The organism is Janibacter cremeus (genome assembly GCF_029395675.1).
GTDB lineage: Bacteria > Actinomycetota > Actinomycetes > Actinomycetales > Dermatophilaceae > Janibacter > Janibacter cremeus_A.
Genome location: NZ_CP115184.1, coordinates 333,915 through 355,547, shown reverse-complemented (window position 1 = coordinate 355,547; position 21,633 = coordinate 333,915). Strand labels below are relative to the sequence as shown.

Sequence of the window (21,633 nt, the reverse complement as noted above, 5' to 3'; positions counted from 1 at the left end):
ACGTCGGGGGCGAAGGGGGTCAGCTCACCGTGACGGTGGCCCCGGCCTCCTCGCCCTCGGCGTCCTCGCCCATCTCCTCGGCGATGCGCATGGCCTCCTCGATGAGGGTCTCGACGATCTGCGCCTCGGGGACGGTCTTGATGACCTCGCCCTTGACGAAGATCTGGCCCTTGCCGTTGCCGGAGGCGACACCGAGGTCGGCCTCGCGGGCCTCCCCCGGGCCGTTGACGACGCAGCCCATGACGGCGACGCGCAGCGGGACGGTCATGCCCTCGAGACCGGCGGTGACCTTGTCGGCCAGCTCGTAGACGTCGACCTGCGCCCGGCCGCAGCTGGGGCAGGAGACGATCTCGAGCTTGCGCGGGCGCAGCCCCAGGCTCTGCAGGATCTGCTGGCCGACCTTGATCTCCTCCACGGGCGGCGCGGAGAGGGAGACGCGGATCGTGTCGCCGATGCCCCTGGAGAGCAGCGCGCCGAAGGCGGTGGCGGACTTGATCGTGCCCTGGAAGGCCGGACCCGCCTCGGTGACGCCGAGGTGCAGCGGCCAGTCACCGGCCTCGGCGAGCAGCTCGTAGGCCCGCACCATCGTCACCGGGTCGTTGTGCTTGACCGAGATCTTGAAGTCGTGGAAGTCGTGCTCCTCGAACAGGCCGGCCTCCCACACGGCCGACTCGACGAGCGCCTCCGGGGTGGCCTTGCCGTACTTCTCCAGCAGACGCCGGTCGAGGCTGCCGGCGTTGACGCCGATGCGGATCGAGGTGCCGTGGTCCTTGGCCGCCTGGGCGATCTGCTTGACCTGGTCGTCGAACTTGCGGATGTTGCCCGGGTTGACGCGCACGGCGGCGCAGCCGGCCTCGATGGCCGCGTAGACGTACTTCGGCTGGAAGTGGATGTCGGCGATGACCGGGATCTGCGACTTGGCCGCGATCGCCGGCAGTGCGTCCGCGTCGTCCTGGGTCGGGCAGGCCACCCGGACGATGTCGCAGCCGGCCGCAGTGAGCTCGGCGATCTGCTGCAGGGTGGCGTTGACGTCCGCGGTGTTCGTCGTCGTCATCGACTGCACCGATACCGGGCTCTCGCTGCCCACCCCCACGGCACCGACCTTGATCTGTCGGGTCGGGCGGCGCGGCGCGAGCACGGGCGCGGGGGCCTTCGGCATTCCGAGGGAGACACTCATGCCTCCATTATGCGTCCCGGCGTCTGAACGCCCGCTGGGTACCGTCCAGCGGGCGCGCGTCAGGTCAGACGGATCGGCTTGACGAAGTCCGCGTAGACGAGCAGCACGGTCATGGCGATGAAGGCGAGCGCGACCCCGTAGGCCAGCGGCAGCGCCTTGGCGACGTCGACGGGCCCGGGGTCGGGACGCCCGCGCACCCGGGCCCACCCCTTCTTCAGCGCCTCCCACAGCGCCCCGGCGACGTGCCCCCCGTCGAGGGGCAGGAGCGGGATGGTGTTGAAGGCGAAGAGGACGAGGTTGAGCGAGGCGAGCAGGGAGACCAGCAGCACCGCCTTCTCCCGGGTGTCGCCGAAGGCGTCGGAGCTGGCGACCTCACCGGCGATCCGGCCGACGCCGACGACCGACATCGGACCGTTCGGGTCCCGCTCGGCGCTGCCGAAGGCGGCCTCCGCGACGCCGACGAGCTTCTCCGGGATCCTCACCAGCAGCCCGTAGGTCTGCTCGACCTGGTCCCAGAAGAGGCCCGGGACGGCCGTGACCGGCTGCTCCTGCATCTCGCGGCTGCCGCTGGCGCCGAGGAAGCCGGCCCGCTCGGTGACGACCTCACCGTCGTCGTCGTGCTGGAGCTGGCCGTTCTCGTCGTAGACGGGCAGGTCGAGGACGATCGGGTCGGCCTCGAGCGTCATCGGGTCGCCGTCCCGGGTGACGGTGAGGGTCAACGGCGCGCCGAGGTTGTCGCGGATGGCCTGGCGCACGTCGTCCCACGTCGAGACGGAGGTCCCGTTGACCGCGGTGATCGTGTCGCCGGGCTTCAGCCCGGCCTCGTTGGCCGGTGCGAGCGGCATGTCGGAAGTGCACTCGGTGCGTGCCTGCTGGCCGGCGCTGGTGATGTCGACGCACTCGCTCACCGAGGAGATCTTCGGTGTCGCCACCGCCACGCCGTGGAGCGTGAAGATGCCCGTGAAGAGGACGAGTGCGATGAGGAGGTTGACCGTCGGGCCGCCCATCATGACGACGACCCGCTTCCACACGGGCAGCTGGTAGAACATGCGGCCGTCGTCGCCGGGCCTGATCTCCTCGAGGCTCTGCTTGCGGGCCTCGTCGGCGAGCTGGCCGAAGCGTCCCGTGCTCGAGGCCCGGGTCATCGTCGGGTCCTGGCCCTTGGCCGGCGGGAACATGCCGATCATCCGGATGTAGCCACCGAGGGGGACGGCCTTGACGCCGTACTCGGTCTCACCGCGGGTGCGTGACCACATCGTCGGCCCGAAGCCGACCATGTACTGGGGCACGCGCACGCCGAACTTCTTGGCCGGCACGAGGTGGCCCACCTCGTGCAGCGCGATGGACAGGGCGATCCCGACGAACGCGAGAACGACCCCGAGGACATAGAGCATGTCTCAATCGTCTCACGCGCACCCGCACGCCCTCTCCCCCGATTTCCCCGAGGATGTGCGGACGTGCGAAGGGGGTGGGTCAGGTGGACAGGACGCGCGCCGCCTCCCGCCGGGCCCAGTCGTCGGCGGCCAGGACGCCCTCGACGGTGTGCGCGTCGAAGTCCGCGCCGTCGTGCCGCGAGACGACCTCGCTGATGGTGTCGACGATGTCGAGGAAGCCGCAGGCACCGTCGTGGAAGGCGTCGACCGCGACCTCGTTGGCCGCGTTGTACACGGCCGGGTGGGTGCCGCCCGCCTCACCGACCTGCTGGGCCAGCCGCACTGCGGGGAAGGCCTCGTGGTCCAGCGGCTCGAAGCGCCAGTCGGCGGCCTGCGTCCAGTCGACGGGGGTCTCCACGTCGGCGAGCCGGTCGGGCCAGGACAGCCCCAGGGCGATCGGCGCGAGCATCGTCGGCAGACCGAGCTGGGCGACCACGGCTCCGTCGTGGAACTCGACCATCGAGTGGATGATCTGCTGCGGGTGCACCACGGCCTCGATGTGGTCCATCGGCACGTCGAAGAGCAGGTGCGCCTCGATCAGTTCCAGGCCCTTGTTGACCAGGGTCGCGCTGTTGGTCGTGATGACCCGTCCCATGGCGAAGTTCGGGTGCACGAGCGCGGCCTCCGGTGTGACCTCGCGCAGCTCGGCACGCGACATGCCGCGGAAGGGGCCGCCGCTGGCGGTGACGACCAGCTTGCGCACCTCCTCCCGGCGGCCGGAGCGCAGCGCCTGGGCGATCGCCGAGTGCTCGGAGTCGACGGGCACGATCTGTCCGGGGGCGGCGGCCTCCCGCACGATCGGGCCGCCGATGATCAGCGACTCCTTGTTGGCCAGGGCCAGGCGCGCGCCGCTGCCCAGCGCCGCCAGCGTCGGCCGCAGGCCGATGGCGCCGGTGATGCCGTTGAGGACGACGTCGCTCGGGCGTCCGGCGACCTCGGTGGCCGCGTCCGGGCCGACGAGGACCTCGGGCGTGTAGTCGGTGGTGCCGGTCTCGTGGGCGGCAGCGGTGATCGCGTCGGTCAGCTCCTCGACCGTGCCGGTCGCGGCGGCGACGAGGGCCGGGGTGTACCGGGCCGCCTGCTGGGCGAGCAGCCGGAGGTTGGACCCGCCGGAGATCGCGGCGACGGTGAAGCGTTCGGGGTGCGCGGAGACGACCTGCAGGCCCTGGGTGCCGATGGAGCCGGTCGAGCCGAGGAGGGTGACCCGGGTGCGGTCGCCGCTGCTCACGCGCTCGCTCCCGTCGCGTCCTCACGGCTGGACCTGATCGCCTCGCGGCGGGCCAGGCGGCTCTCCCGGCGGATCTGCGCCTCGCGGAAGCGGCGGACCTCCTCCTCCTCGGAGGTGACCAGCTCGCCGATCTCGCGGACACCCCCTTCGTCGTCGACCGCCACGAAGACGAGGTAGGCGCTCGCGACGTGGACGCGCTCGGTCACCGCGTCCCAGCGGTCGACCTCGGCGCGCACGCCGACCTCCATCGAGGTGCGGCCGGCCCAGTTGACCTGTGCGCTGACGTGGAGGACGTCACCGACCCGGACGGGGTTGTGGAAGGCCATCTCGTCCATCGCGGCGGTGACCGCGGGCCCCTGCGCGAAGCGGTTGGCCGCGACGCCGGCCGTGTCGTCGACCATCTTCATGATGTTGCCGCCGTGGACCGTGCCGAGGAGGTTGGCCTCGGCATTGGTCATGATGCGCGAGAGCGTGATGCGGGTGTCGGTGGATGTCGTCACGGGGCCATCATCGCAAGGTGCGGCGTCCTGTCACCCCAGGTGGTGCACCTCCTGGAGCCCGTAGACCGGGGTGTCGATCCCCACGTGGCGCGCCTTGAGCTGGAGGGCCAGGTAGAGCGAGTAGTGCCGGGACTGGTGCAGGTTGCCCCCGTGCATCCAGAGGTGTGGGACCTGGGTGGGCTTCCACATGTTGCGCTGCTCGCCCTCCCAGGGGCCGGGGTCCTTGGGCGTGTCGGAGCCCAGGCCCCAACACTTGCCGAGCCGGTCCGCGGTCTCCTGATCGATGAGGTCGGCGACCCAGCCGTTCATGGACCGGTAGCCGGTCGCGAAGACGACGAGGTCGGCGGGCAGCTCCCGTCCGTCCTGGAGGACGACGGAGTCCTCGGTCAGGTGGTCGAACTGACCCCGCACGAGGGCGACCTCGCCGTCGGCGACCAGCTCGGCCGAGCCCACGTCGATGTAGTAGCCCGAGCCCCTCCGCAGGTACTTCATGAACAGACCGGAGCCGTCGGCGCCCCAGTCGTGCCAGAAGCCGGCGGCCTCCAGCCGCTCGTAGAAGTCCTGGTCGACCTCGGCCATCTTCTCGTAGGCCGGGATCTGGAACTCGTGCATGATCCGGTACGGGAGAGAGGCGAAGGTGAGGTCGGCCTTCTCCGTCGTGACCCCCGACGCGAGCGCCCGCTCCGAGTAGAGGTCACCGAGCCCGTACTCCATGAGGCTGGCGCTCTTGACGATGTGGGTCGAGGAGCGTTGAACCATCGTCACGTCTGCGTCGTGCTCCCACAGCGCCCCGCAGATGTCGAAGGCGCTGTTGTTGCTGCCGATGACGACGACCTTCTTGCCGCGGTAGGCGTCCGGACCGGGGTGGGCCGAGGAGTGGTGGAACTCCCCCTTGAAGACATCCGCGCCGGGCACCTCCGGCATGTTCGGCTTGCCCGACATCCCGGTCGCGAAGACGAGTTCGCTCGGGTGCAGCGTCATGGGCCGCCCGTCCCGGACGAGCTCGACGTCCCAGCGCTGGTCCGGCTCGGACCAGCGGGCCGAGGTGACCCGTGTGCTCGACCAGTACGGGATCTCCATGACCTTCACGTAGGACTCGAGCCAGTCCCCGATCTTGTCCTTGGGCGCGAAGACCGGCCAGTTGTCGGGGAACTTCAGGTAGGGCAGGTGGTCGTACCAGACCGGGTCGTGCAGGCACAGCGACTTGTAGCGCCCACGCCACTGGTCGCCGGGACGTTCGTGGGCGTCGACGACCAGCGCCGGTACGTCCATCTGGCGCAGCCGTGCGCCGACGGCGATCCCGCCCTGACCGCCCCCGATGACGAGCACGTGTGGCTGCGTCGTCTCACCGAGGGTGGCGGCCTCCTGCTCGAGGCGCTCCTTCCAGGTGGTCCGCTCCTTCGACGCACCATGGGCGGCACCCATGGGCCGGCGGTCCCGCCTCGGCTCCTCGTACCCCTTCAGCTCGGTCATCGCCGTGAGGAGGGTCCACGCCCGGTCCCGGCCGTCCTCCTCACGCAGGCGCAGCAGCCCCTCGCCGCGGGCGACCGCTGTCTCGAAGGCGATCCAGGCCGTGACCACGCCCCCGTCCTCGGTGGCGGGCTCACTCGTGGTGAAGTCCGACGGTGCCGTCCTCGTCGCGGTCTCCGCGACGAGGTCACGCACGCCGGCACGCCCCTCGACGGTGACGAGGTTCCAGGTGAAGGACACCAAGTCACGCCAGTAGCTGTCGGTGCAGAAGAGGTCGGCGACCGCGGCTGGGTCGCCGGCGGTCAGCGTGGTCTCGAAGTCGGCCAGCCAAGCCTCGGCGCGGGAGGGTGCCGCCGTCTGCTCGTCCTCGGTCCGGTCCAGTGTGTCGGTCATCCGGGTCTCTCCTTCGTGGCCTGCGGGTCCTCGTTGACCCGCAGGGCCCAGTCCAGCGCGGCCGGGTGCCCGCGGGAAGAGTTGCACGGGGTTGCACGCACCTCCGGGCACCACCTCCCCTTCCGCCCGCCACCGTCCTATGCTGGGCGCACGCGTCACGAAGTGGTGAGGCAAGGAGGCACGACCATGGCTGCCCGGATCACGGGTGCGGTCGCCCCGGGGGCCGACCTCGACCGGCACGCCCACGCCCTCCTGGCCGTGCACGACGCGGTCATGTCCGGTGACACGCCACCCTCGGCCCCGCGGCCCCTCGTCTCCCGCTCCTGGAGCAGGGTGCTGGAGGCCGGACTGGACCCGTCCCGCCCGGCCGACCGCGCGCCGCTCCCCAGGGAGCAGATCGAGCAGCGGCGGAGGACCTCACCCCTCACCCGCGTCGTGCGCGAGGTGCTCACCGCGCTCACGGCGGTGGCCGACGCCTCCCACTTCATCGTCGTCGTCACCGACGCGGACGGCGTCATCCTGTGGCGGCGGGGCTCTTCGGGCGTGCTCCGGGGCGCCGACCGGCTCGGCTTCCAGTGCGGAGCGCGGTGGACCGAGGCGGTCGTGGGTACCAACGCGATCGGGACTGCACTCGCCGAGCGTGCCCCGGTCCAGCTCTTCGCCGCGGAGCACTTCGAGGAGGGCCAGCACCCCTGGTACTGCACCGCGACGCCGGTCCATGACCCCCGGACGGGCGCCCTGCTCGGCGTCATCGACGTCAGCGGCCCCGCCCTGACCATGCACCCGGCGGTGACGGCCCTCGTCGAGACGACGACCGCGCTCGCCGAGATGCGGCTGCGAGAGCACCACGCGGAGTCGCTGCGACGGTTGCGCCGGTCGGCCGAGCACCTCGTCGCGACGTCATCGGCCCCGGTGCTCGTCGTCGACGACGATGGCTGGGTGGCCCATGGCTCCGGTGTGCCCGTGCGCGACCGGATCCCGGTCCCGCAGGAGGGCAGGCTGATCGCCGTCCCCGGGCTGGGGCTGTGCCTGCCGGAGCGGCTGCCGGAGGGATGGTTGGTGCGGCCACCCGCCGCCGCCGCGACCGGGCTCGAAGCCCGGCTGCGCACCGTCGCCGGCAGCGACGTGCTCGACCTCGTGGCCGCCGGCGACGACCGCGGCTGGTCCACGACGCTGACGCCACGGCACGCCCAGATCCTGCGGGTGCTGGCCGGGGTCGGAGCGAGCGGGTGCAGTGCCGCGCAGCTGAGTCGTGCGCTCTTCGAGGACGAGGAGCACAAAGTGACCGTCCGTGCGGAGGTCAGCCGGCTGCGGCGGGTCGTCGGCGGGTTGGTGACGACCGGCCCCTACCGGATCGCCGACGACGTGCACCTCGTCCTCGACCCGTGGGCGGGCCCCCTCACCGGTCGGCGATGACGACGCTGAGATCCGGGTACTCCCGCTCCAGCGAGGCGAGCACGTCGAGGACCCCCTCGTCGGTGCCGGCGTCGAGCCCCCCGGTCCCGGGCACGGCCCGCCCCGGGCGCCACACGAGCGTCCACGGCGCGTCGTGCCGGTCGGCGACGTCACGGAGGGAGTCCATGAGCGCGTCGAGGTTGCGCCCGAAGTGCTCCGGCAGCGCGAGGGCCTCGACGAAGTGGTCGTAGATCGCGGTGCGGTCGGTGCCACCGTCGACGACGTGGACGTGGTCGGTGCCGGCTGCGGCCCGGGCGAGCAGCCCGTCGACCCCCGCCGCCTCGATGTGGATCACTGGCCCTCCTCGATCTGCGCGAAGCTCGCGTAGTGGTCGTCGGTGTAGTAGCAGTCCATGGCCTCACCACAGACGATGCGTCTGGCGCCACGGTGGTCCAGACCGGGGGTCGGCACCGTGTACTCGTCGTAGTAGCCGCTCTGCTGCTGCGGCAGGATGCCCTCGCGGTTGTCGAAGGTGATCCCGTCGCGGTCGTACGGGAAGGGGCCGCCGTCGTGGATCAGCCCCAGGGTCTCCCGCCCCTGCGGCGGCAGCTGCGACTCCGGGATCGTCCCGAGCCCCGAGTCGGGCGTCGAGGAGTCCCGGGGTGCCGAGGTGCTCGACCGGTCCGCGGGCGACCCGGGGACCTTCAGCTCTCGGGGGTCGCCGCCGTTGAGCATGATCCAGCTCGCCGCGACCACCACGAGGACGGCCCCGGCGAGTCGGATCCGCAGGCGCCATCGTCTGCTCATGTCACAACGCCAGTCCGACGTACTTGGTCTCGAGGTACTCCTCGATCCCCTCGAAGCCGCCCTCTCGGCCGAAGCCGGAGTGCTTCACCCCGCCGAAGGGGGCCGCGGGGTTGGACACGACGCCCTGGTTGACGCCGACCATGCCGAACTCGAGCGCCTCGGCGACCCGTATCGTGCGCGCCGTCTGCTCGGTGAAGACATAGGCGACGAGGCCGTACTCGGTGGAGTTGGCCAGGCGGACGGCCTCCTCCTCGGTGCGGAAGGTCGTGATCGGGGCGACCGGGCCGAAGATCTCCTCGCTGAGCAAGCGCGCGCTCGTCGGCACGTCGGTGAGGACCGTGGGCGGGTAGAACCACCCCTTGCCGCTCGGGACCTCACCGCCGGTGAGGACGCTCGCGCCGCCCTCGACGGCGTCCTCGACGAGGTCGACGACCTTGGCGCGCGCCTTCTCGGTGATGAGGGGGCCGACGTCGACCCCCTTCGTCGTGCCCTTGCCGACGGTCAGGCTGCCCATCCGCTCGGCCAGCCGGGAGGCGAACTCCTGCGCCACCGACTCGTGGACGAGGAAGCGGTTGGCCGCGGTGCAGGCCTCGCCGATGTTGCGCATCTTGGCCAGCATCGCGCCGTCCACGGCGCGGTCGAGGTCGGCGTCGTCGAAGACGAGGAAGGGGGCATTGCCCCCCAGCTCCATCGACGTGCGCAGCAGCTGCTCGGAGGACTGCCGCACCAGCGTCTGGCCCACCGGCGTGGAGCCGGTGAAGGTCAGCTTGCGCAGGCGCGGGTCGCGGATGATCGGCTCGCTGACCTCGCCGGAGCGGCTCGTGGTGACGACGTTGAGGACGCCGGGCGGCAGTCCGGCCTCCTCGAGCACCCTCGCCAGCGCGAGCGTCGTCAGCGGTGTCTCGGCAGCGGGCTTGATGACGACCGTGCACCCGGCGGCGAGCGCCGGCCCGATCTTGCGCGTCCCCATCGCCAGCGGGAAGTTCCACGGGGTGATGGCGAAGACGGGACCGACCGGCTGCTGCATCGTCAGCAGGCGCGTGCCGCCTGAGGGAGCGGCCGCGTAGCGGCCGTGGATGCGCACCGCCTCCTCGGCGAACCAACGGAAGAACTCCGCGCCGTAGGTGACCTCGCCACGGGACTCGGCCAGGGCCTTGCCCATCTCGAGGGTCATGAGCATCGCGAAGGTGTCGGCCCGCTCGGTGAGCAGGTCGAAGGCGCGCCGCAGGATCTCGGAGCGCTCGCGCGGATCGGTGGCGGCCCAGTCGGCCTGGGCGGCGACGGCCGCATCGAGGGCGGCCCGCCCGTCGGCGACCGTGGCGTCGGCCACCTCGGCCAGGACCTGACCCGTCGCCGGGTCGTGGACGGCGAAGGTGCCACCCTGCTCCGCCTGCCGCCACCGCCCGCCGACGAGCAGGTCGGTGGGGGCGAACTCGAGTGCTGACTTCTGCGTCACGGGTGCCATGGGCCCTTACGGTAGAGGGCCCTGAGGGGCTGGTCACCCCCGCGCGCGTCGCGCGCCCTCCGGACGCTATCAGCCCGTGCGGTCCTCCTGGCCCGGCAGCACCCGGCGCAGGATGTCGGCGATGCTCACGACCCCGACGAACCGCCCGTCCCGCACGACGACCGACAGCTGCTCGCTGGCCGAGCGCATCCGGTGGAGTGCCTCGTGGGCCGGCGTCTGCGCGTCGAAGGTCATCGCCTCGCGGGTGAGGTCCGCCACCGGACGGTCCCCCGGCTCGCGCAGCGTGTCGCGCACGTGGACCTGGCGCGGAGGGACCGCCCGGTCACCGACGAGGATGCGCATGTGACCCGACTCCGCAGCGGCGCGCTGGACGTCCGCGACGGTGGCCCCGGCGGGGACCGCGGTGGGAGAGTCAGTCGGCACCAGGTCGGCGACGACGATCCGCTCGAGGTCGAGCACCTGCGAGATCTGGGTCCGGAAGCCGGCCTCGAGCGCGCCCACGGACGCGGAGTGGTCGACGAGCTGGCGGATGGTGTCGACGTCCTGGCCCCCGACGGCGGCGCGGTCCGCGGGCGTGACCCCGCTTGCTGAGACGAGCCGGTTGGCCATGTCGTTGATCCACACCAGCAGCGGGCGGAAGAGCCACGCGAGGCCGCGGGCAGGGGGGCTGACCATCTTGGCCGCCAGTTCCGGATGGGCGATGGCCCACGACTTCGGCGCCATCTCCCCCACGACGAGGTGGAGGAAGGTGACCACCAGCAGGGCCAGGGCGAAGGACGTGCTCCCGGCCAGCCACCCGGGGACACCGACCCCGGTGAGGAGCGGTCCCAGCCAGTCGTCGACCGCCGGCTTGGTCACCGCGCCGAGGGCGAAGGTGCACGCGGTGATCCCGAGCTGGGCGACTGCGAGCATGATCGTCAGCTCGTGGATGCCGCGCAGCGCGGCCCGCGCGGAGCGGCTCGTCGCCGCCTCTGCCTCGAGGGTGTGCCGTCGGGCACCCATGAGGGCGAACTCGATGACGACGAAGAAGCCGCTGAGGACCAGCAGCGCGACCGTGACGAGGACGACCGTGACCGGGTTCATCGCTCCTCCTCCGTGGCGGGCTCCGGGGACGGGTCCGACCCGTCCGGGACGTCCTCGACGAGGTGCACCCGCAGGTCGCTCGGCACGTGTCGTGAGACATCGAGCACCTCGAGTGCGAGTGCACGGTGCGCGGGGTGCTCGGAGGCGAGGTCGCCGGGGTCGTCGGGCAACGGGACCCGGACGCTCTTCCCGACCTCGACGAGGGTGCCCTCGTGGGCGATGAGCAGGCCGGCCAGCGTCTCGTAGTCGCCCTCCGGCAGGTCGTGGCCCAGGAGGCGGGCGACCTCGTCCAGGTGCACGTCGCCGGCCATCCGCCAGACACCGTCGGCCTCGGTGACCACGGTCGGTGCGGGCTCCTCGTCGTGCTCGTCGGTGATCTCGCCGACGAGCTCCTCGGCGAGGTCCTCGACCGTGAGGACGCCCGCGAAGCCGCCGTACTCGTCGACGACGCAGGCGAGCTGGTTGCGGCTGGCCACGAGCTGGGCGAGCGCCTCCGGCAGCCGCATCAGGGACGGTACGACCAGCGGCTCGCCCATGAGGTCCGCAGCGGTCCCGGCACCCCCGGCATGCAGGACGTCGCCGAGCGCGACGACGCCCACCGGGTCGCCCTCTCCGTCGATGACGGGGTACCGGGTGTGCGCCTGCGACATCAGGTCCCGCAGCCGCTCCACCGTGGTGTCCGTGGACACCACGTCCACCCCCGCGCGCGGGACCATCGCGTGCTCGACGTCCTGGTCGGGGAAATCCAGCACCCGGTCGATGAGCAGGGACAGCTCCGGCGGCAGGTCACCCGACTCACGGGACTCGGCCACGGCCCGCTTGAGCTCCTCTGCGGTCACGCTGGTGTCGAGGTCGTGGACGGGCTCGATGCGCAGCAGCCGCAGCAGGGCGTTCGCGGCGTGGTCGAAGAGGGTGATGAGCCAGCCGAATAGGTTGAGGTAGATCACCGTGGAGCGGGCCAGTCGACGGGCCAGCGGCTCGGGCGCGGCGATCGCGAGGTTCTTCGGGTAGAGCTCGCCGAAGATCATCTGCACGACGGTCGCCAGGACGAGCACGAGCGTGGTGCCGATGCCGATGCTCACGGCCGCCGGCACCCCCGCCACCCCGAGCAGCGCACCGAGGGCCTCGCCGACCATGGGCTCGGCGAGCTCACCGACGAGCAGGCCCGAGACGGTGATGCCCAGCTGCGCCCCGGAGAGCATGAAGGAGGTGCGCCGGGTGACCTTGAGGGCGCGTTCCGCCGCCGCATCACCGGCCTTCGCCTGTGCGGCCAGGCGGGTCCGGTCCACGGACATGTAGGCGAACTCCTGGGCCACGAAGTAGCCGTTCGCGGCGATGACCGCCAGCAGGACGACGATCCCGAGGAGCAGGGTGATGATCGTGGTGATCATGTCGGGGGGCTCGCGGACGAGTCCATGGTCGGGCGTCACACTCCGGTTCGATGTCGGGTGGGCCCATCCTACGGACGCCGGGCCGGGGGGACGTCACGCTGCGGCCACCCCGGGTCGCGGACGGATGATCCACCTTCCGCGTGCACGAACTGGCGAAACTCGTCCTGTTTTGACACGCTGGAACGGATGAACTTCCCGTTCCGACCCCGGAGGCTGTCATGACCCCCTTCGCCCGTGTCCTCGTCGACCAGGTGCACTCCAGCGCGTGGTCGCTCGACGCCGACCGTGCCGCGGAGATGAATCCCGCCAACCCGGGGGACGCCAGCCTCGCCCGCTCCGCCGCCCTGCTGCGCGAGCGCGGCACCCGCGTCGACGCGCACACCGAGGGCCGGCTGACCCCCACGGCCCTCGAGGGCGTCGACGTCCTCGTCATCCCGCACCTCGCCGCCGAGGCGAGCGAGCGGGTGACCGGCGGACTTCCCCCGGTCCTCGACCAGTCCGAGATCGACGCCGTCGTCGACCACGTGGCGGCGGGGGGCGGCCTGGTCGTCCTCGCCGAGTGCGACCAGGACACCCACGGCAACAACCTGGACGAGCTGCTCGCCCCCTTCGGCGTGGGGATCGTCTCCACCCTCGTGCACGAGTCCCCCGACGGCGGCCGACGCCAGCACGGCAACGCCACCTGGGTGCGCCCGGAGACCGCGCAGAGCCCCGGCCAGGGCGTCCTCGCGGGCATCGCCGACCTGTGCTTCTACCGCTCCGGGACCCTCGACGTGTCCGGCGCCGACGGCGCCGACGTCCTGGCCCGCACCTCGGGGACCGCGCACCCGTCCGGTGCGCCCCTCGCGGTGACTTTGGAGCACGGCCGGGGACGCGTCGTCGTCCTGGCCGACTCCGACCTCGTCGGCGACGACTCGATCGGCGAGCTCGACCACGAGGAGTTCTGGATCAACCTCGTCACGTGGGCGGGCAATGGTGGTTTCGAGGGTTCGGCCCCGGGGGGCCTCTCCGCCTCGACCACCGTGACGTCGGAGGCCTGGCTGGCCCTCAAGGCGGCCGTCGAGGAGCTGCGCACGATGCAGGCCGGTGACGGCTCGCTGACGCCGGGGGCCGACCGCGAGCGCGCCACCGGGCTCGTGACGCAGATGATCGCCCGGGTCGAGGAGCTCGCCCCGCGCTTCCCGCACGACGCCGAGTACCTCGCCGCCCTGCCGACCGACCTGCGCCGCTGGGTCGACGACGGCTTCGGCGTGCCGGACTTCCTGGACAGCCTCATGGCCTTCCGTCCCGAGCAGCACCGTGTCGACGGGGCCGAGCACCTGGTCCTCTTCCCGATGTACACGCAGAACGGCAACCCCGACCGCGTCTTCGAGGCCCTGCTGATCAGCGTCTTCTGGCCGGACTGGCTCGCCGACGTCGAGGCCACCTTCGACAACCCGATGTTCCTCTCGGTGCAGTTCCTCGACCACACCCCCGGCTACGACACGAACTCCGCCGTGCTCTTCCCCGAGACGGTCTCCGTGCGGGAGGTGCCGACCTTCAGCTGGGGGGCGATCTTCTCCGACCGCGAGGCCGCGCGCTTCCGCCGGATCACCGAGGCGGCCGCCGAGACCCTCTCCCTCGACCTGCCGCCGGAGGGCGAGCGGCTCGTCGCCTCGCAGGAGATGGCCCAGTCGGTCTTCGCCATGTGGGACCTCATGCACGACCGCACCCACAGCCACGGCGACCTGCCCTTCGACCCCTTCATGATCAAGCAGCGGATGCCGTACTGGATGTACGCGCTCGAGGAGCTGCGCTGCGACCTCAACACCTTCCGCCAGTGCGTCGACCTCGCGCAGGAGGGACACCCCTTCGCCCGGGCCGTGCAGCTGGCGGTCGTCTTCGACCGCGGCTTCCGCTTCCCCGTGACCGGTGACCGCCACCGCAACTACGACGGCCTGGGCGGCCAGCTGCTCTTCGCGTGGCTGCACAAGCACGACGCGCTGCGCTGGACGGACAACCGCCTCTCCTTCGACTGGCGGCGGGTGCCGGAGACCGTGGTCGCCCTGTCGGACGCGATCGAGGCGCTCTACCGCGACGGGATCGACCGGTCCAAGGTCGGCCACTGGTTGGCGGCCCACGAGTTCATCTCCGAGTACGTCGCGCCGCACCCGGCCTCCGTCTGGGCGAAGGGGGCGGCGGGCCTGCCGCTCGACGGTCCCCGCAAGGGCCTCAACGACGCCGTGCTGCCGGACGAGTTCCCGCTCAACGTCTTCTTCGAGGCGCTGCGCAAGAAGCTCGGCCCGGTCATCGACTCCACGCGCGGGATCACCGGAGCGAGCGACGTCGGGGAGGGCGACCCCGTGGGCGCCGCGGATGTCAGGATGTCGGCGTGACCATCCAGCACGAGACCGAGAGCACGACGACCGGCGGGGACGCCCCCTTCGCCCCGCTCCACGACCCGGGCGAGCGCGGCTTCGCCAGCGACAACTACGCCGGGGTGCACCCGGAGGTGCTCGCGGCCATCGTCGCCGCCAACGGCGGCCACCAGGTCGCCTACGGCGAGGACGTGTACACCGCGCGCCTGACCGAGGTGCTCTCCGACGTCTTCGCCCGCCCGGTCGAGGTCTTCCCGGTCTTCAACGGCACGGGCGCCAACGTCCTCGCCCTGCAGGCGGCGACGCCGCGCTGGGCCTCGGTCCTGACGACGAGCAGCGCGCACATCCACGCCGACGAGGCCGCGGCCCCGGAGCGGGTCGGCGGGCTGAAGGTCAACGTCATCGACACGCCCGACGGCAAGCTCACCCCGGAGCTCATCGAGGCCTACCCGGCCCGGCAGGGGGACGAGCACTTCGCGCAGATCGGGGTCGTGTCGATCACCAACTCCACCGAGGTCGGCACGGTCTACTCGCCCGAGGAGATCCGTGCCATCGCCGACCTCGTCCACGCCCGCGGCTGGGTGCTGCACCTCGACGGGTCACGCCTGGTCAACGCCGCCGCCGCGCTCGGGACGGGGCTGGCGCAGCTGACGAGCGAGGCGGGCGTCGACATCCTCTCCCTCGGCGGCACCAAGGGCGGGGCGATGATCGCCGAGGCCGTCGTCGTCCTCTCCCCCGAGCGCGTCGCCGGCCTGACCTACCTGCGGAAGCAGTCGATGCAGCTGGCCAGCAAGATGCGTTTCGTCTCGGCACAGCTGCTCGCCCTCTTCGAGGGGGACCTGTGGCGCCGCAACGCCGAGCACGCCAACGCCATGGCCCGCCGCCTGTCCGAGGCGGTCGCCGACATCGACGGGGTGCGGCTGGTGACGAGGGTGGAGGCCAACGCGGTCTTCCCGATCCTCCCGCGCCTGGCGAGCGAGCGGCTGATGGAGCGCTTCCGCTTCTACTTCTGGGACGAGACGACCGGCCAGGTGCGCTGGATGTGCGCCTGGGACACCACCGAGTCCGACGTGGACGCCTTCGCACAGGCCGTCCGTGAGGAGCTCGCCCCACCGCGGTGACAGGGTGAACGGACTGTGAACTCACTCACCGAAGGCGTGTTGCACAGGAAGTTGTCAGGAATATCCACTAGACTTGAAGGGTGACCTCGAAGTCGTCTCGGTGGACGAGCGCCCCGGCCCTGGCCGGTGCGCTGGTCGTCGTCACCCTTCTCGCGGCTGGCCCGCTGCGCTCCCTCGACGCGGCCCTGCAGGGGTACTGGGCCAAGAGGTACACGCCCAACTGGTTCGGCTTCCTCGACACGGTCCCCAACGCGGTCGCCGGTCAGGCCGTCTGCCTGCCCGTGCTCCTCCTCGTCGCGGTCGTGCTGGCGCGCAGGCACCGCACCTGGCACCCGCTCGCCATCGTCGTCGCGGCCGAGGTGGCCTTCTACGCCGGAGTCGGCGGGATGAAGATCCTGCTGGGCCGCACCTCCCCCGCCGCCGGCAGCGGCCGGTTCTGGGAGGGCGGGGTGCTCGAGCACGGCTGGTACGGCATCGCCTACCCCTCGGGCCATGCAGCCGAGGCCATCCTCTTCTACGGCGCCGCCGCCTACCTGCTGCGCACCTACGCCGCCCCCGACGTGCGCATCCGCAAGCGACTGAACGCCCTCGTCGGCCTGATCACCGCCAACGCGGTCCTCGTCTCGTTCTACCTCGGCTTCCACTGGCCCACCGATCTGCTCGGCGGCATGCTCGCCGGCGCCCTCATGCTGCGGATCATCGTCGACATCGATCGCCGGATCGCGGCCGGCAGGCCGGTCCTCGGATGGCAACCACCGACCGTGCGCACCGCGGCACCGGCACGACCCTCCCGCGTCGCGACCCGCACAGCCGTCCCCCCGGTGACCCAGAGCGCCAATGACCTGCCCCCGATGCGCCCGGTGACGGTGCGGCCGATGACGGCTCGACCCGACTCGGCGACGGCGTGGCCCGGCCCGGCCCCCTTCGCCCGGCGCGAGCCCGGGCACCCCGCCCGGTCCCGCGAGCTGCAGACCACCGGCAAGGGCTGAGCCCCGCCCCCGGGAGACCGGGAACGGGGCTCGGCGACGTGGAGCCCGGGACCTCAGGAGTCGAGGTTGGCCATGACGTGCTTGATGCGCGTGTACTCCTCGAAGCCGTACATCGACAGGTCCTTGCCGTGGCCGGACTTCTTGAACCCACCGTGCGGCATCTCGGCGACGAGCGGGATGTGGCAGTTGATCCACACGCAGCCGAAGTCGAGACGGCGGCTCATCCGCATCGCCCGGCCGAAGTCCTTCGTCCAGACGCTGGAGGCGAGGCCGTACTCGACGCCGTTGGCCCAGGCTGCGGCCTGGTCCTCGTCGGAGAACTTCTGCACCGTGATGACCGGGCCGAAGATCTCCTTCTGGATCGCCTCGTCGTCCTGGTGCAGGCCGGAGACGACCGCGGGTGAGAGGTAGAACCCCTCCCCCATCTGCTCCATCCGGGTGCCACCGACGGCCAGGTTCGCGTGGTCCGGGAGGCGCTCGAGGAAGCCGGTGACGGTCGCCAGCTGGTTCTTGTTGTTCACCGGACCCATGAGGGCGTCCTCGTCGTCCGGGTAACCGACCTTCGCCTCGGTCCTCGCGTACTCGGACAGCGCTGCCACGAAGTCGTCGTGGATGCCCGGTCCGGCCAGCACCCGGGTGGCCGAGGTGCAGTCCTGACCGGCGTTGAAGTAGCCCGCCTCGCCGATCCCGGCGACGGCGGCCTCGATGTCGGCGTCGTCGAAGACCACGACCGGCGCCTTGCCACCGAGCTCGAGGTGGGCCCGCTTGAGGTCCTTCGCCGCGGAGGCGGCGACCTCGATCCCGGCCCGGACGGACCCGGTGATCGCCACGAGCTGCGGGCTCGCGTGCTCGACGACCAGGCGGCCGGTGTCGCGGTTGCCGGCGACGACGTTGAAGGTGCCCTCGGGGAGGAACTCGCTGGCGATCTCGGCCATGAGCAGGGTCGCCTCGGGGGTGGTGTCGCTCGGCTTGAGGACGACCGTGTTGCCGGCGGCGAGCGCCGGGGCGATCTTCCAGATGGCCATCATCATCGGGTAGTTCCACGGCGTGACCTGGCCGACGACGCCGATCGGCTCCCGCCGGACCCAGCTCTCGAAGCCCTTCATGTACTCGCCGGCGGACTTGCCCTCCAGCACCCGCGCCGCCCCGGCGAAGAACCGGAGATGGTCGAGCATCATCGGGATGTCCTCGCTCAGGGTCAGCGCGATCGGCTTGCCGGTGTTCTTCGCCTCGATGCGGGCCAGCTCCTCCGAGCGGGCCTCGAGCGCGTCCGCGAACTTCAGCAGGGCCCTCTGCCGCTCCGCCGGGGTCGTGGACCCCCAGGTCCCGAACGCCGTCGAGGCCGCGGCATAGGCGCGGTCGACGTCACCGGCGGTGCTGGCCGGGGAGGAGGAGACGACCTTGCCCGTCGAGGGGTCGACGAGCTCGAAGTGCTCGTCCCCGAGCGACTCGACGTAGTCACCTCCGACGAAGTTGCGCAGGGTGCGGATGTCCTGGGTGGTGTCGGTCACGGGGGCCACTCCTTGTGGGTTGGGGCCGGGCGGGCACGTCGATCGTGTGACTCGCACCATATCCCCGCAGGACGGCTCGTGTCACGTGCCGGACGGGCTGTCTTCGACGGATCACCCACCCGAATACCAGCCGTTTCGACGGATACCGTAGGTGCTCGGGTTGCAATCGACGGGTACCGAAGAGGAAGATGGGCGCCATGCCCAGCCGTGTGAAGCTCGACGAGGTGAGCAAGCAGATCATCGAGCACCTGCAGCAGGACGGTCGCCGCTCCTACGCGGAGATCGCCCGGGCCGTCGACCTGTCCGAGGCGGCGGTGCGCCAGCGGGTGCAGCGCCTCATCGACACCGGCTTCATGCAGATCGTCGCGGTCACCGACCCACTCCAGGTGGGCTTCACCCGGCAGGCGATGATCGGGCTGTCCGTCGAGGGCGACATCTCCCCCGTCGGCGAGGCCCTCGCCGCCGTGGACGAGGTCTCCTACGTCGTCACGACGGCCGGCAGCTTCGACCTGCTCGCCGAGGTCGTCTGCGAGGACGACGAGCACCTGCTGACCCTGCTGACCGAGACGATCCGCCGCCTGCCGGGCGTGCGCTCCACCGAGACCTTCGTCTATCTCAAACTCAACAAGCAGCACTACAACTGGGGGACCAGATGAGCGACCGACACACGACCTCCCGCGGCACGAGCCTGCAGGACGCCGCCCGCGACCACCTGTGGATGCACTTCACCCGCCACGGCGACTTCGAGGACGGGAGCCACATCCCGACCATCGTGCGCGGGCAGGGCCACACGATCTGGGACGACACCGGCAAGGAGTACATCGACGGCCTCTCCGGGCTCTTCGTCGTCCAGGTCGGCCACGGCCGCCAGGAGCTGGCCGAGGCCGCCGCCAAGCAGGCCGAGCAGCTCGCCTTCTTCCCGCTGTGGTCCTTCGCGCACCCGACCGCCATCGAGCTGGCCGAGCGCCTGGCCCTCGGCGCCCCCGGTGACCTCAACCGCGTCTTCTTCACCAGCGGTGGCGGCGAGGCCGTGGAGTCGGCGTGGAAGCTGGCCAAGCAGTACTTCAAGCTCACCGGCAAGCCGCACAAGCACAAGGTCATCTCCCGGGCGGTCGCCTACCACGGCACCCCGCAGGGCGCGCTGTCGATCACGGGCCTGCCGCCGCTGAAGGCCGACTTCGAGCCGCTCGTGCCCGGCGCGCACAAGGTCCCCAACACCAACATCTACCGGGCCGCCGAGGAGCTGCGCGAGGACCCCAAGGCCTTCGGCCGCTGGGCCGCCGACCGCATCGCCGAGGCCATCGAGTTCGAGGGTCCCGAGACCGTCGCCGCGGTCTTCCTCGAGCCGGTGCAGAACGCCGGCGGCTGCTTCCCGCCACCCCCCGGGTACTTCGAGCGGGTGCGTGAGATCTGCGACGAGTACGACGTGCTGCTCGTCTCCGACGAGGTCATCTGCGCCTTCGGCCGCATCGGCTCGATGTTCGCCTCCACGGACTTCGGCTACACCCCGGACATCATCACCTGCGCGAAGGGGATGACCTCCGGCTACTCGCCGCTCGGCGCGATGATCGCCAGCGACCGGCTCTTCGAGCCCTACAAGAAGGGCAACAACACCTTCCTGCACGGCTACACCTTCGGTGGCCACCCGGTCAGTGCCGCGGTCGGCCTGGCCAACCTGGACATCTTCGAGCGCGAGGGCCTCAACGAGCACGTCAAGATCAATGCGCCGGCCTTCCGCAGCACCCTGGAGAAGCTGCTCGATCTGCCCATCGTCGGCGACGTGCGCGGTGAGGGCTACTTCTACGGGATCGAGCTGGTCAAGGACAAGGCCACCCGGGAGACCTTCACCGACGAGGAGGCCGAGACGCTGCTGCGCGGCCACATCGACAAGGGGCTCTTCGACGCGGGACTGTACTGCCGCGCCGACGACCGCGGGGACCCGGTCATCCAGCTGGCCCCGCCGCTGACCATCGGCCAGGCCGAGTTCGACGACATCGAGCAGCGGCTGCGCTCGGTGCTCACGGAGGCCGGTCAGCACATCTGAGGCGAAGGGGGGCTCGCCCCGCGACCGCGAGTCCCCGAGCGTGCGGCTAGGTTGAGCGAATGAGCTACCGGGAGGCGCGCGCCCATCCCCTGCACGACCCGGCCCATCCCGGTCGCGGGCACCCCGCCTTCCGGGAGGTCCACGACACCGAGACGTTGCGGGCGCTGGTCGAGCGGGAGATCCCGCTGGGCGGCTGGCGCCTGCAGGGCCTGGACCTCACGCCCTACGCCGGCTACCTCTGGCGCGCCGACGTGCGTGGGCTGGTCGTCCTCGGCGGTGAGGTCCCCGAGGACCTCTCCCGCAGCCTCGTCGCGCGGGGCGCGGTGCTCATCCCGCACGACCCGGCCTGCCCCGTCGACCCCTTCCGGGCGCGGCTGTACTCCCCCTTCGAGCTCTACCGCGGGCTCAGCGGGTCCGGCTACGCCGCCACCACCGACGCGCTGGCCTACGCGTGGAGCCGGGAGCAGCGCACCCAGCACGATGCCTACGCCACCCTGCTGCGGGCCCTGCACGACGACGCCATGCAGGACGCGATCATCGAGGTGCTCCACGGTCACGACGTCGTCGGGGTGATGGGCGGGCACGCCCTGGCCCGTGGCACGGCCGACTACGCCGACGCAGCTGCCCTCGGCCACACCATCGCCGACGCGGGACGTGTCGTGCTCACCGGCGGAGGACCCGGGGCGATGGAGGCCGCCAACCTCGGCGCGCTCGCCCCGTCGCCCGATGCGCTGGCGACGGCCCTGACCGATCTCGCAGCCGTCCCGGGCTTCGTCCCGTCCATCGACGAGTGGGCGCTGCTCGCGCTGAAGGTGCGTGAGCAGCTCGGCGTGGACGACAGCCGGGTCCGCAGCATCGGCATCCCGACGTGGTTCTACGGCCACGAGCCGCCCAACGTCTTCAGCACCGGGATCGCCAAGTACTTCTCCAACGCCCTGCGTGAGGACGTGCTGCTCTCGCAGAGCAGCGCAGGCCTCGTCGTCCTTCCCGGAGCGGCGGGGACCGTCCAGGAGATCTTCCAGGCCGGCACCCCGCTGTACTACGCGGACGAGGACGAGGCGCTCCCGCCGCTGGTCCTCGTCGGCCGCAGGCACTGGACGGAGACGCTGCCGGTGTGGCCGGCCCTGCGCGCCCTGGGGGTCGGGCAGCCCCTGGGCGAGGTCATCCACCTCGTGGACACCCCTGCCGAGGCCGCCGAGATCGTGCTGCGCGGCGCGGGTGGAGGTGAACACGCCGCCGATTCGTCGGCGAGCTGACGTTCACCCCGCC

18 protein-coding genes are annotated in these 21,633 nt (G+C 71.4%); 7 read left to right on the top strand and 11 right to left on the bottom strand.

What is annotated here, in order from left to right; all coding sequences use genetic code 11:
* Positions 1-19 precede the first annotated feature (19 nt).
* The 5 genes from ispG to O9K63_RS01615 form a co-directional block, all read right to left on the bottom strand.
* Positions 20-1,177, bottom strand: a complete 1,158-nt coding sequence (gene ispG / locus O9K63_RS01635) for a flavodoxin-dependent (E)-4-hydroxy-3-methylbut-2-enyl-diphosphate synthase (protein WP_277240059.1) — start codon at positions 1,175-1,177, stop codon at positions 20-22.
* Positions 1,178-1,236: 59 nt separating this feature from the next.
* Positions 1,237-2,571 (bottom strand): M50 family metallopeptidase, encoded by a 1,335-nt coding sequence (locus O9K63_RS01630; RefSeq protein WP_277240058.1) that lies wholly within the window; start codon positions 2,569-2,571, stop codon positions 1,237-1,239.
* 79 nt (positions 2,572-2,650) lie between these two features.
* Entirely contained in the window at positions 2,651-3,838 is a 1,188-nt protein-coding gene (gene dxr, locus O9K63_RS01625) for a 1-deoxy-D-xylulose-5-phosphate reductoisomerase (RefSeq protein ID WP_277240057.1), read from the bottom strand.
* Positions 3,835-4,338, bottom strand: a complete 504-nt coding sequence (locus O9K63_RS01620; RefSeq protein ID WP_277240056.1) for an acyl-CoA thioesterase — start codon at positions 4,336-4,338, stop codon at positions 3,835-3,837. The genes dxr and O9K63_RS01620 overlap by 4 nt, the downstream gene beginning before the upstream one ends.
* 30 nt (positions 4,339-4,368) lie before the next feature.
* Positions 4,369-6,201 (bottom strand): NAD(P)/FAD-dependent oxidoreductase, encoded by a 1,833-nt coding sequence (locus tag O9K63_RS01615; RefSeq protein ID WP_277240055.1) that lies wholly within the window; start codon positions 6,199-6,201, stop codon positions 4,369-4,371.
* A 186-nt stretch (positions 6,202-6,387) separates the two neighbouring features.
* Between O9K63_RS01615 and O9K63_RS01610 the strand changes: the two genes are divergently transcribed.
* Positions 6,388-7,617, top strand: coding sequence for a GAF domain-containing protein (locus tag O9K63_RS01610; RefSeq protein ID WP_277240054.1), 1,230 nt, complete (start codon positions 6,388-6,390; stop codon positions 7,615-7,617).
* Here the strand turns inward: O9K63_RS01610 and O9K63_RS01605 are convergent.
* The 5 genes from O9K63_RS01605 to O9K63_RS01585 all read right to left on the bottom strand — a co-directional run bounded on the left by O9K63_RS01605 (position 7,601) and on the right by O9K63_RS01585 (position 12,342).
* Complete coding sequence (locus tag O9K63_RS01605; RefSeq protein ID WP_277240053.1) at positions 7,601-7,951, bottom strand: barstar family protein; 351 nt, start codon at positions 7,949-7,951, stop codon at positions 7,601-7,603. The genes O9K63_RS01610 and O9K63_RS01605 overlap by 17 nt on opposite strands.
* On the bottom strand, positions 7,948-8,403 hold the full coding sequence (locus O9K63_RS01600; protein WP_277240052.1) for a ribonuclease domain-containing protein: 456 nt from the start codon (positions 8,401-8,403) through the stop codon (positions 7,948-7,950). Before O9K63_RS01600 ends, O9K63_RS01605 begins: the two co-directional genes overlap by 4 nt.
* A 1-nt stretch (position 8,404) precedes the next feature.
* Positions 8,405-9,868, bottom strand: a complete 1,464-nt coding sequence (locus O9K63_RS01595) for an NAD-dependent succinate-semialdehyde dehydrogenase (protein WP_277240051.1) — start codon at positions 9,866-9,868, stop codon at positions 8,405-8,407.
* A 69-nt stretch (positions 9,869-9,937) separates the two neighbouring features.
* Complete coding sequence (locus O9K63_RS01590) at positions 9,938-10,951, bottom strand: CNNM domain-containing protein (protein WP_277240050.1); 1,014 nt, start codon at positions 10,949-10,951, stop codon at positions 9,938-9,940.
* The gene (locus O9K63_RS01585) at positions 10,948-12,342 is read right to left on the bottom strand and encodes a hemolysin family protein (RefSeq protein ID WP_277240049.1); all 1,395 of its coding nucleotides are present in this window, start codon (positions 12,340-12,342) and stop codon (positions 10,948-10,950) included. The genes O9K63_RS01590 and O9K63_RS01585 overlap by 4 nt, the downstream gene beginning before the upstream one ends.
* A gap of 218 nt (positions 12,343-12,560) precedes the next feature.
* Between O9K63_RS01585 and O9K63_RS01580 the strand changes: the two genes are divergently transcribed.
* The 3 genes from O9K63_RS01580 to O9K63_RS01570 all read left to right on the top strand — a co-directional run bounded on the left by O9K63_RS01580 (position 12,561) and on the right by O9K63_RS01570 (position 16,809).
* On the top strand, positions 12,561-14,717 hold the full coding sequence (locus O9K63_RS01580; RefSeq protein ID WP_277240048.1) for a DUF6421 family protein: 2,157 nt from the start codon (positions 12,561-12,563) through the stop codon (positions 14,715-14,717).
* A complete protein-coding gene (locus O9K63_RS01575) occupies positions 14,714-15,820 on the top strand; it encodes a threonine aldolase family protein (protein ID WP_277240047.1) in 1,107 nt (368 codons plus the stop codon). Before O9K63_RS01580 ends, O9K63_RS01575 begins: the two co-directional genes overlap by 4 nt.
* Before the next feature lie 80 nt (positions 15,821-15,900).
* A complete protein-coding gene (locus O9K63_RS01570) occupies positions 15,901-16,809 on the top strand; it encodes a phosphatase PAP2 family protein (protein WP_277240046.1) in 909 nt (302 codons plus the stop codon).
* Positions 16,810-16,862: 53 nt separating this feature from the next.
* On the opposite strand, the gene O9K63_RS01565 is transcribed toward O9K63_RS01570, so the two are convergent.
* Positions 16,863-18,320, bottom strand: a complete 1,458-nt coding sequence (locus O9K63_RS01565; RefSeq protein ID WP_277240045.1) for a gamma-aminobutyraldehyde dehydrogenase — start codon at positions 18,318-18,320, stop codon at positions 16,863-16,865.
* A 197-nt stretch (positions 18,321-18,517) separates the two neighbouring features.
* Here O9K63_RS01565 and O9K63_RS01560 point away from each other — a divergent pair, with 197 nt between their 5' ends.
* From O9K63_RS01560 to O9K63_RS01550, 3 genes are read left to right on the top strand one after another with little or no spacing between them, the layout of a single operon-like run.
* Positions 18,518-18,976, top strand: a complete 459-nt coding sequence (locus O9K63_RS01560; protein ID WP_277240044.1) for an Lrp/AsnC family transcriptional regulator — start codon at positions 18,518-18,520, stop codon at positions 18,974-18,976.
* The gene (locus O9K63_RS01555) at positions 18,973-20,364 is read left to right on the top strand and encodes an aspartate aminotransferase family protein (protein ID WP_277240043.1); all 1,392 of its coding nucleotides are present in this window, start codon (positions 18,973-18,975) and stop codon (positions 20,362-20,364) included. Before O9K63_RS01560 ends, O9K63_RS01555 begins: the two co-directional genes overlap by 4 nt.
* A gap of 59 nt (positions 20,365-20,423) precedes the next feature.
* Positions 20,424-21,620, top strand: coding sequence for an LOG family protein (locus O9K63_RS01550; protein ID WP_277240042.1), 1,197 nt, complete (start codon positions 20,424-20,426; stop codon positions 21,618-21,620).
* The last annotated feature ends 13 nt before the right edge of the window (positions 21,621-21,633 follow it).

Excerpts from the sequence above, each read along its gene's own strand:
- ispG (WP_277240059.1), bottom strand. The coding sequence starts at position 1,177 with ATGAGTGTCTCCCTCGGAATGCCGAAGGCCCCCGCGCCCGTGCTCGCG.
- O9K63_RS01630 (WP_277240058.1), bottom strand. The coding sequence starts at position 2,571 with ATGCTCTATGTCCTCGGGGTCGTTCTCGCGTTCGTCGGGATCGCCCTG.
- O9K63_RS01615 (WP_277240055.1), bottom strand. The coding sequence starts at position 6,201 with ATGACCGACACACTGGACCGGACCGAGGACGAGCAGACGGCGGCACCC.
- O9K63_RS01610 (WP_277240054.1), top strand. The coding sequence starts at position 6,388 with ATGGCTGCCCGGATCACGGGTGCGGTCGCCCCGGGGGCCGACCTCGAC.
- O9K63_RS01600 (WP_277240052.1), bottom strand. The coding sequence starts at position 8,403 with ATGAGCAGACGATGGCGCCTGCGGATCCGACTCGCCGGGGCCGTCCTC.
- O9K63_RS01595 (WP_277240051.1), bottom strand. The coding sequence starts at position 9,868 with ATGGCACCCGTGACGCAGAAGTCAGCACTCGAGTTCGCCCCCACCGAC.
- O9K63_RS01590 (WP_277240050.1), bottom strand. The coding sequence starts at position 10,951 with ATGAACCCGGTCACGGTCGTCCTCGTCACGGTCGCGCTGCTGGTCCTC.
- O9K63_RS01585 (WP_277240049.1), bottom strand. The coding sequence starts at position 12,342 with ATGATCACCACGATCATCACCCTGCTCCTCGGGATCGTCGTCCTGCTG.
- O9K63_RS01580 (WP_277240048.1), top strand. The coding sequence starts at position 12,561 with ATGACCCCCTTCGCCCGTGTCCTCGTCGACCAGGTGCACTCCAGCGCG.
- O9K63_RS01560 (WP_277240044.1), top strand. The coding sequence starts at position 18,518 with ATGCCCAGCCGTGTGAAGCTCGACGAGGTGAGCAAGCAGATCATCGAG.
- O9K63_RS01555 (WP_277240043.1), top strand. The coding sequence starts at position 18,973 with ATGAGCGACCGACACACGACCTCCCGCGGCACGAGCCTGCAGGACGCC.
- O9K63_RS01550 (WP_277240042.1), top strand. The coding sequence starts at position 20,424 with ATGAGCTACCGGGAGGCGCGCGCCCATCCCCTGCACGACCCGGCCCAT.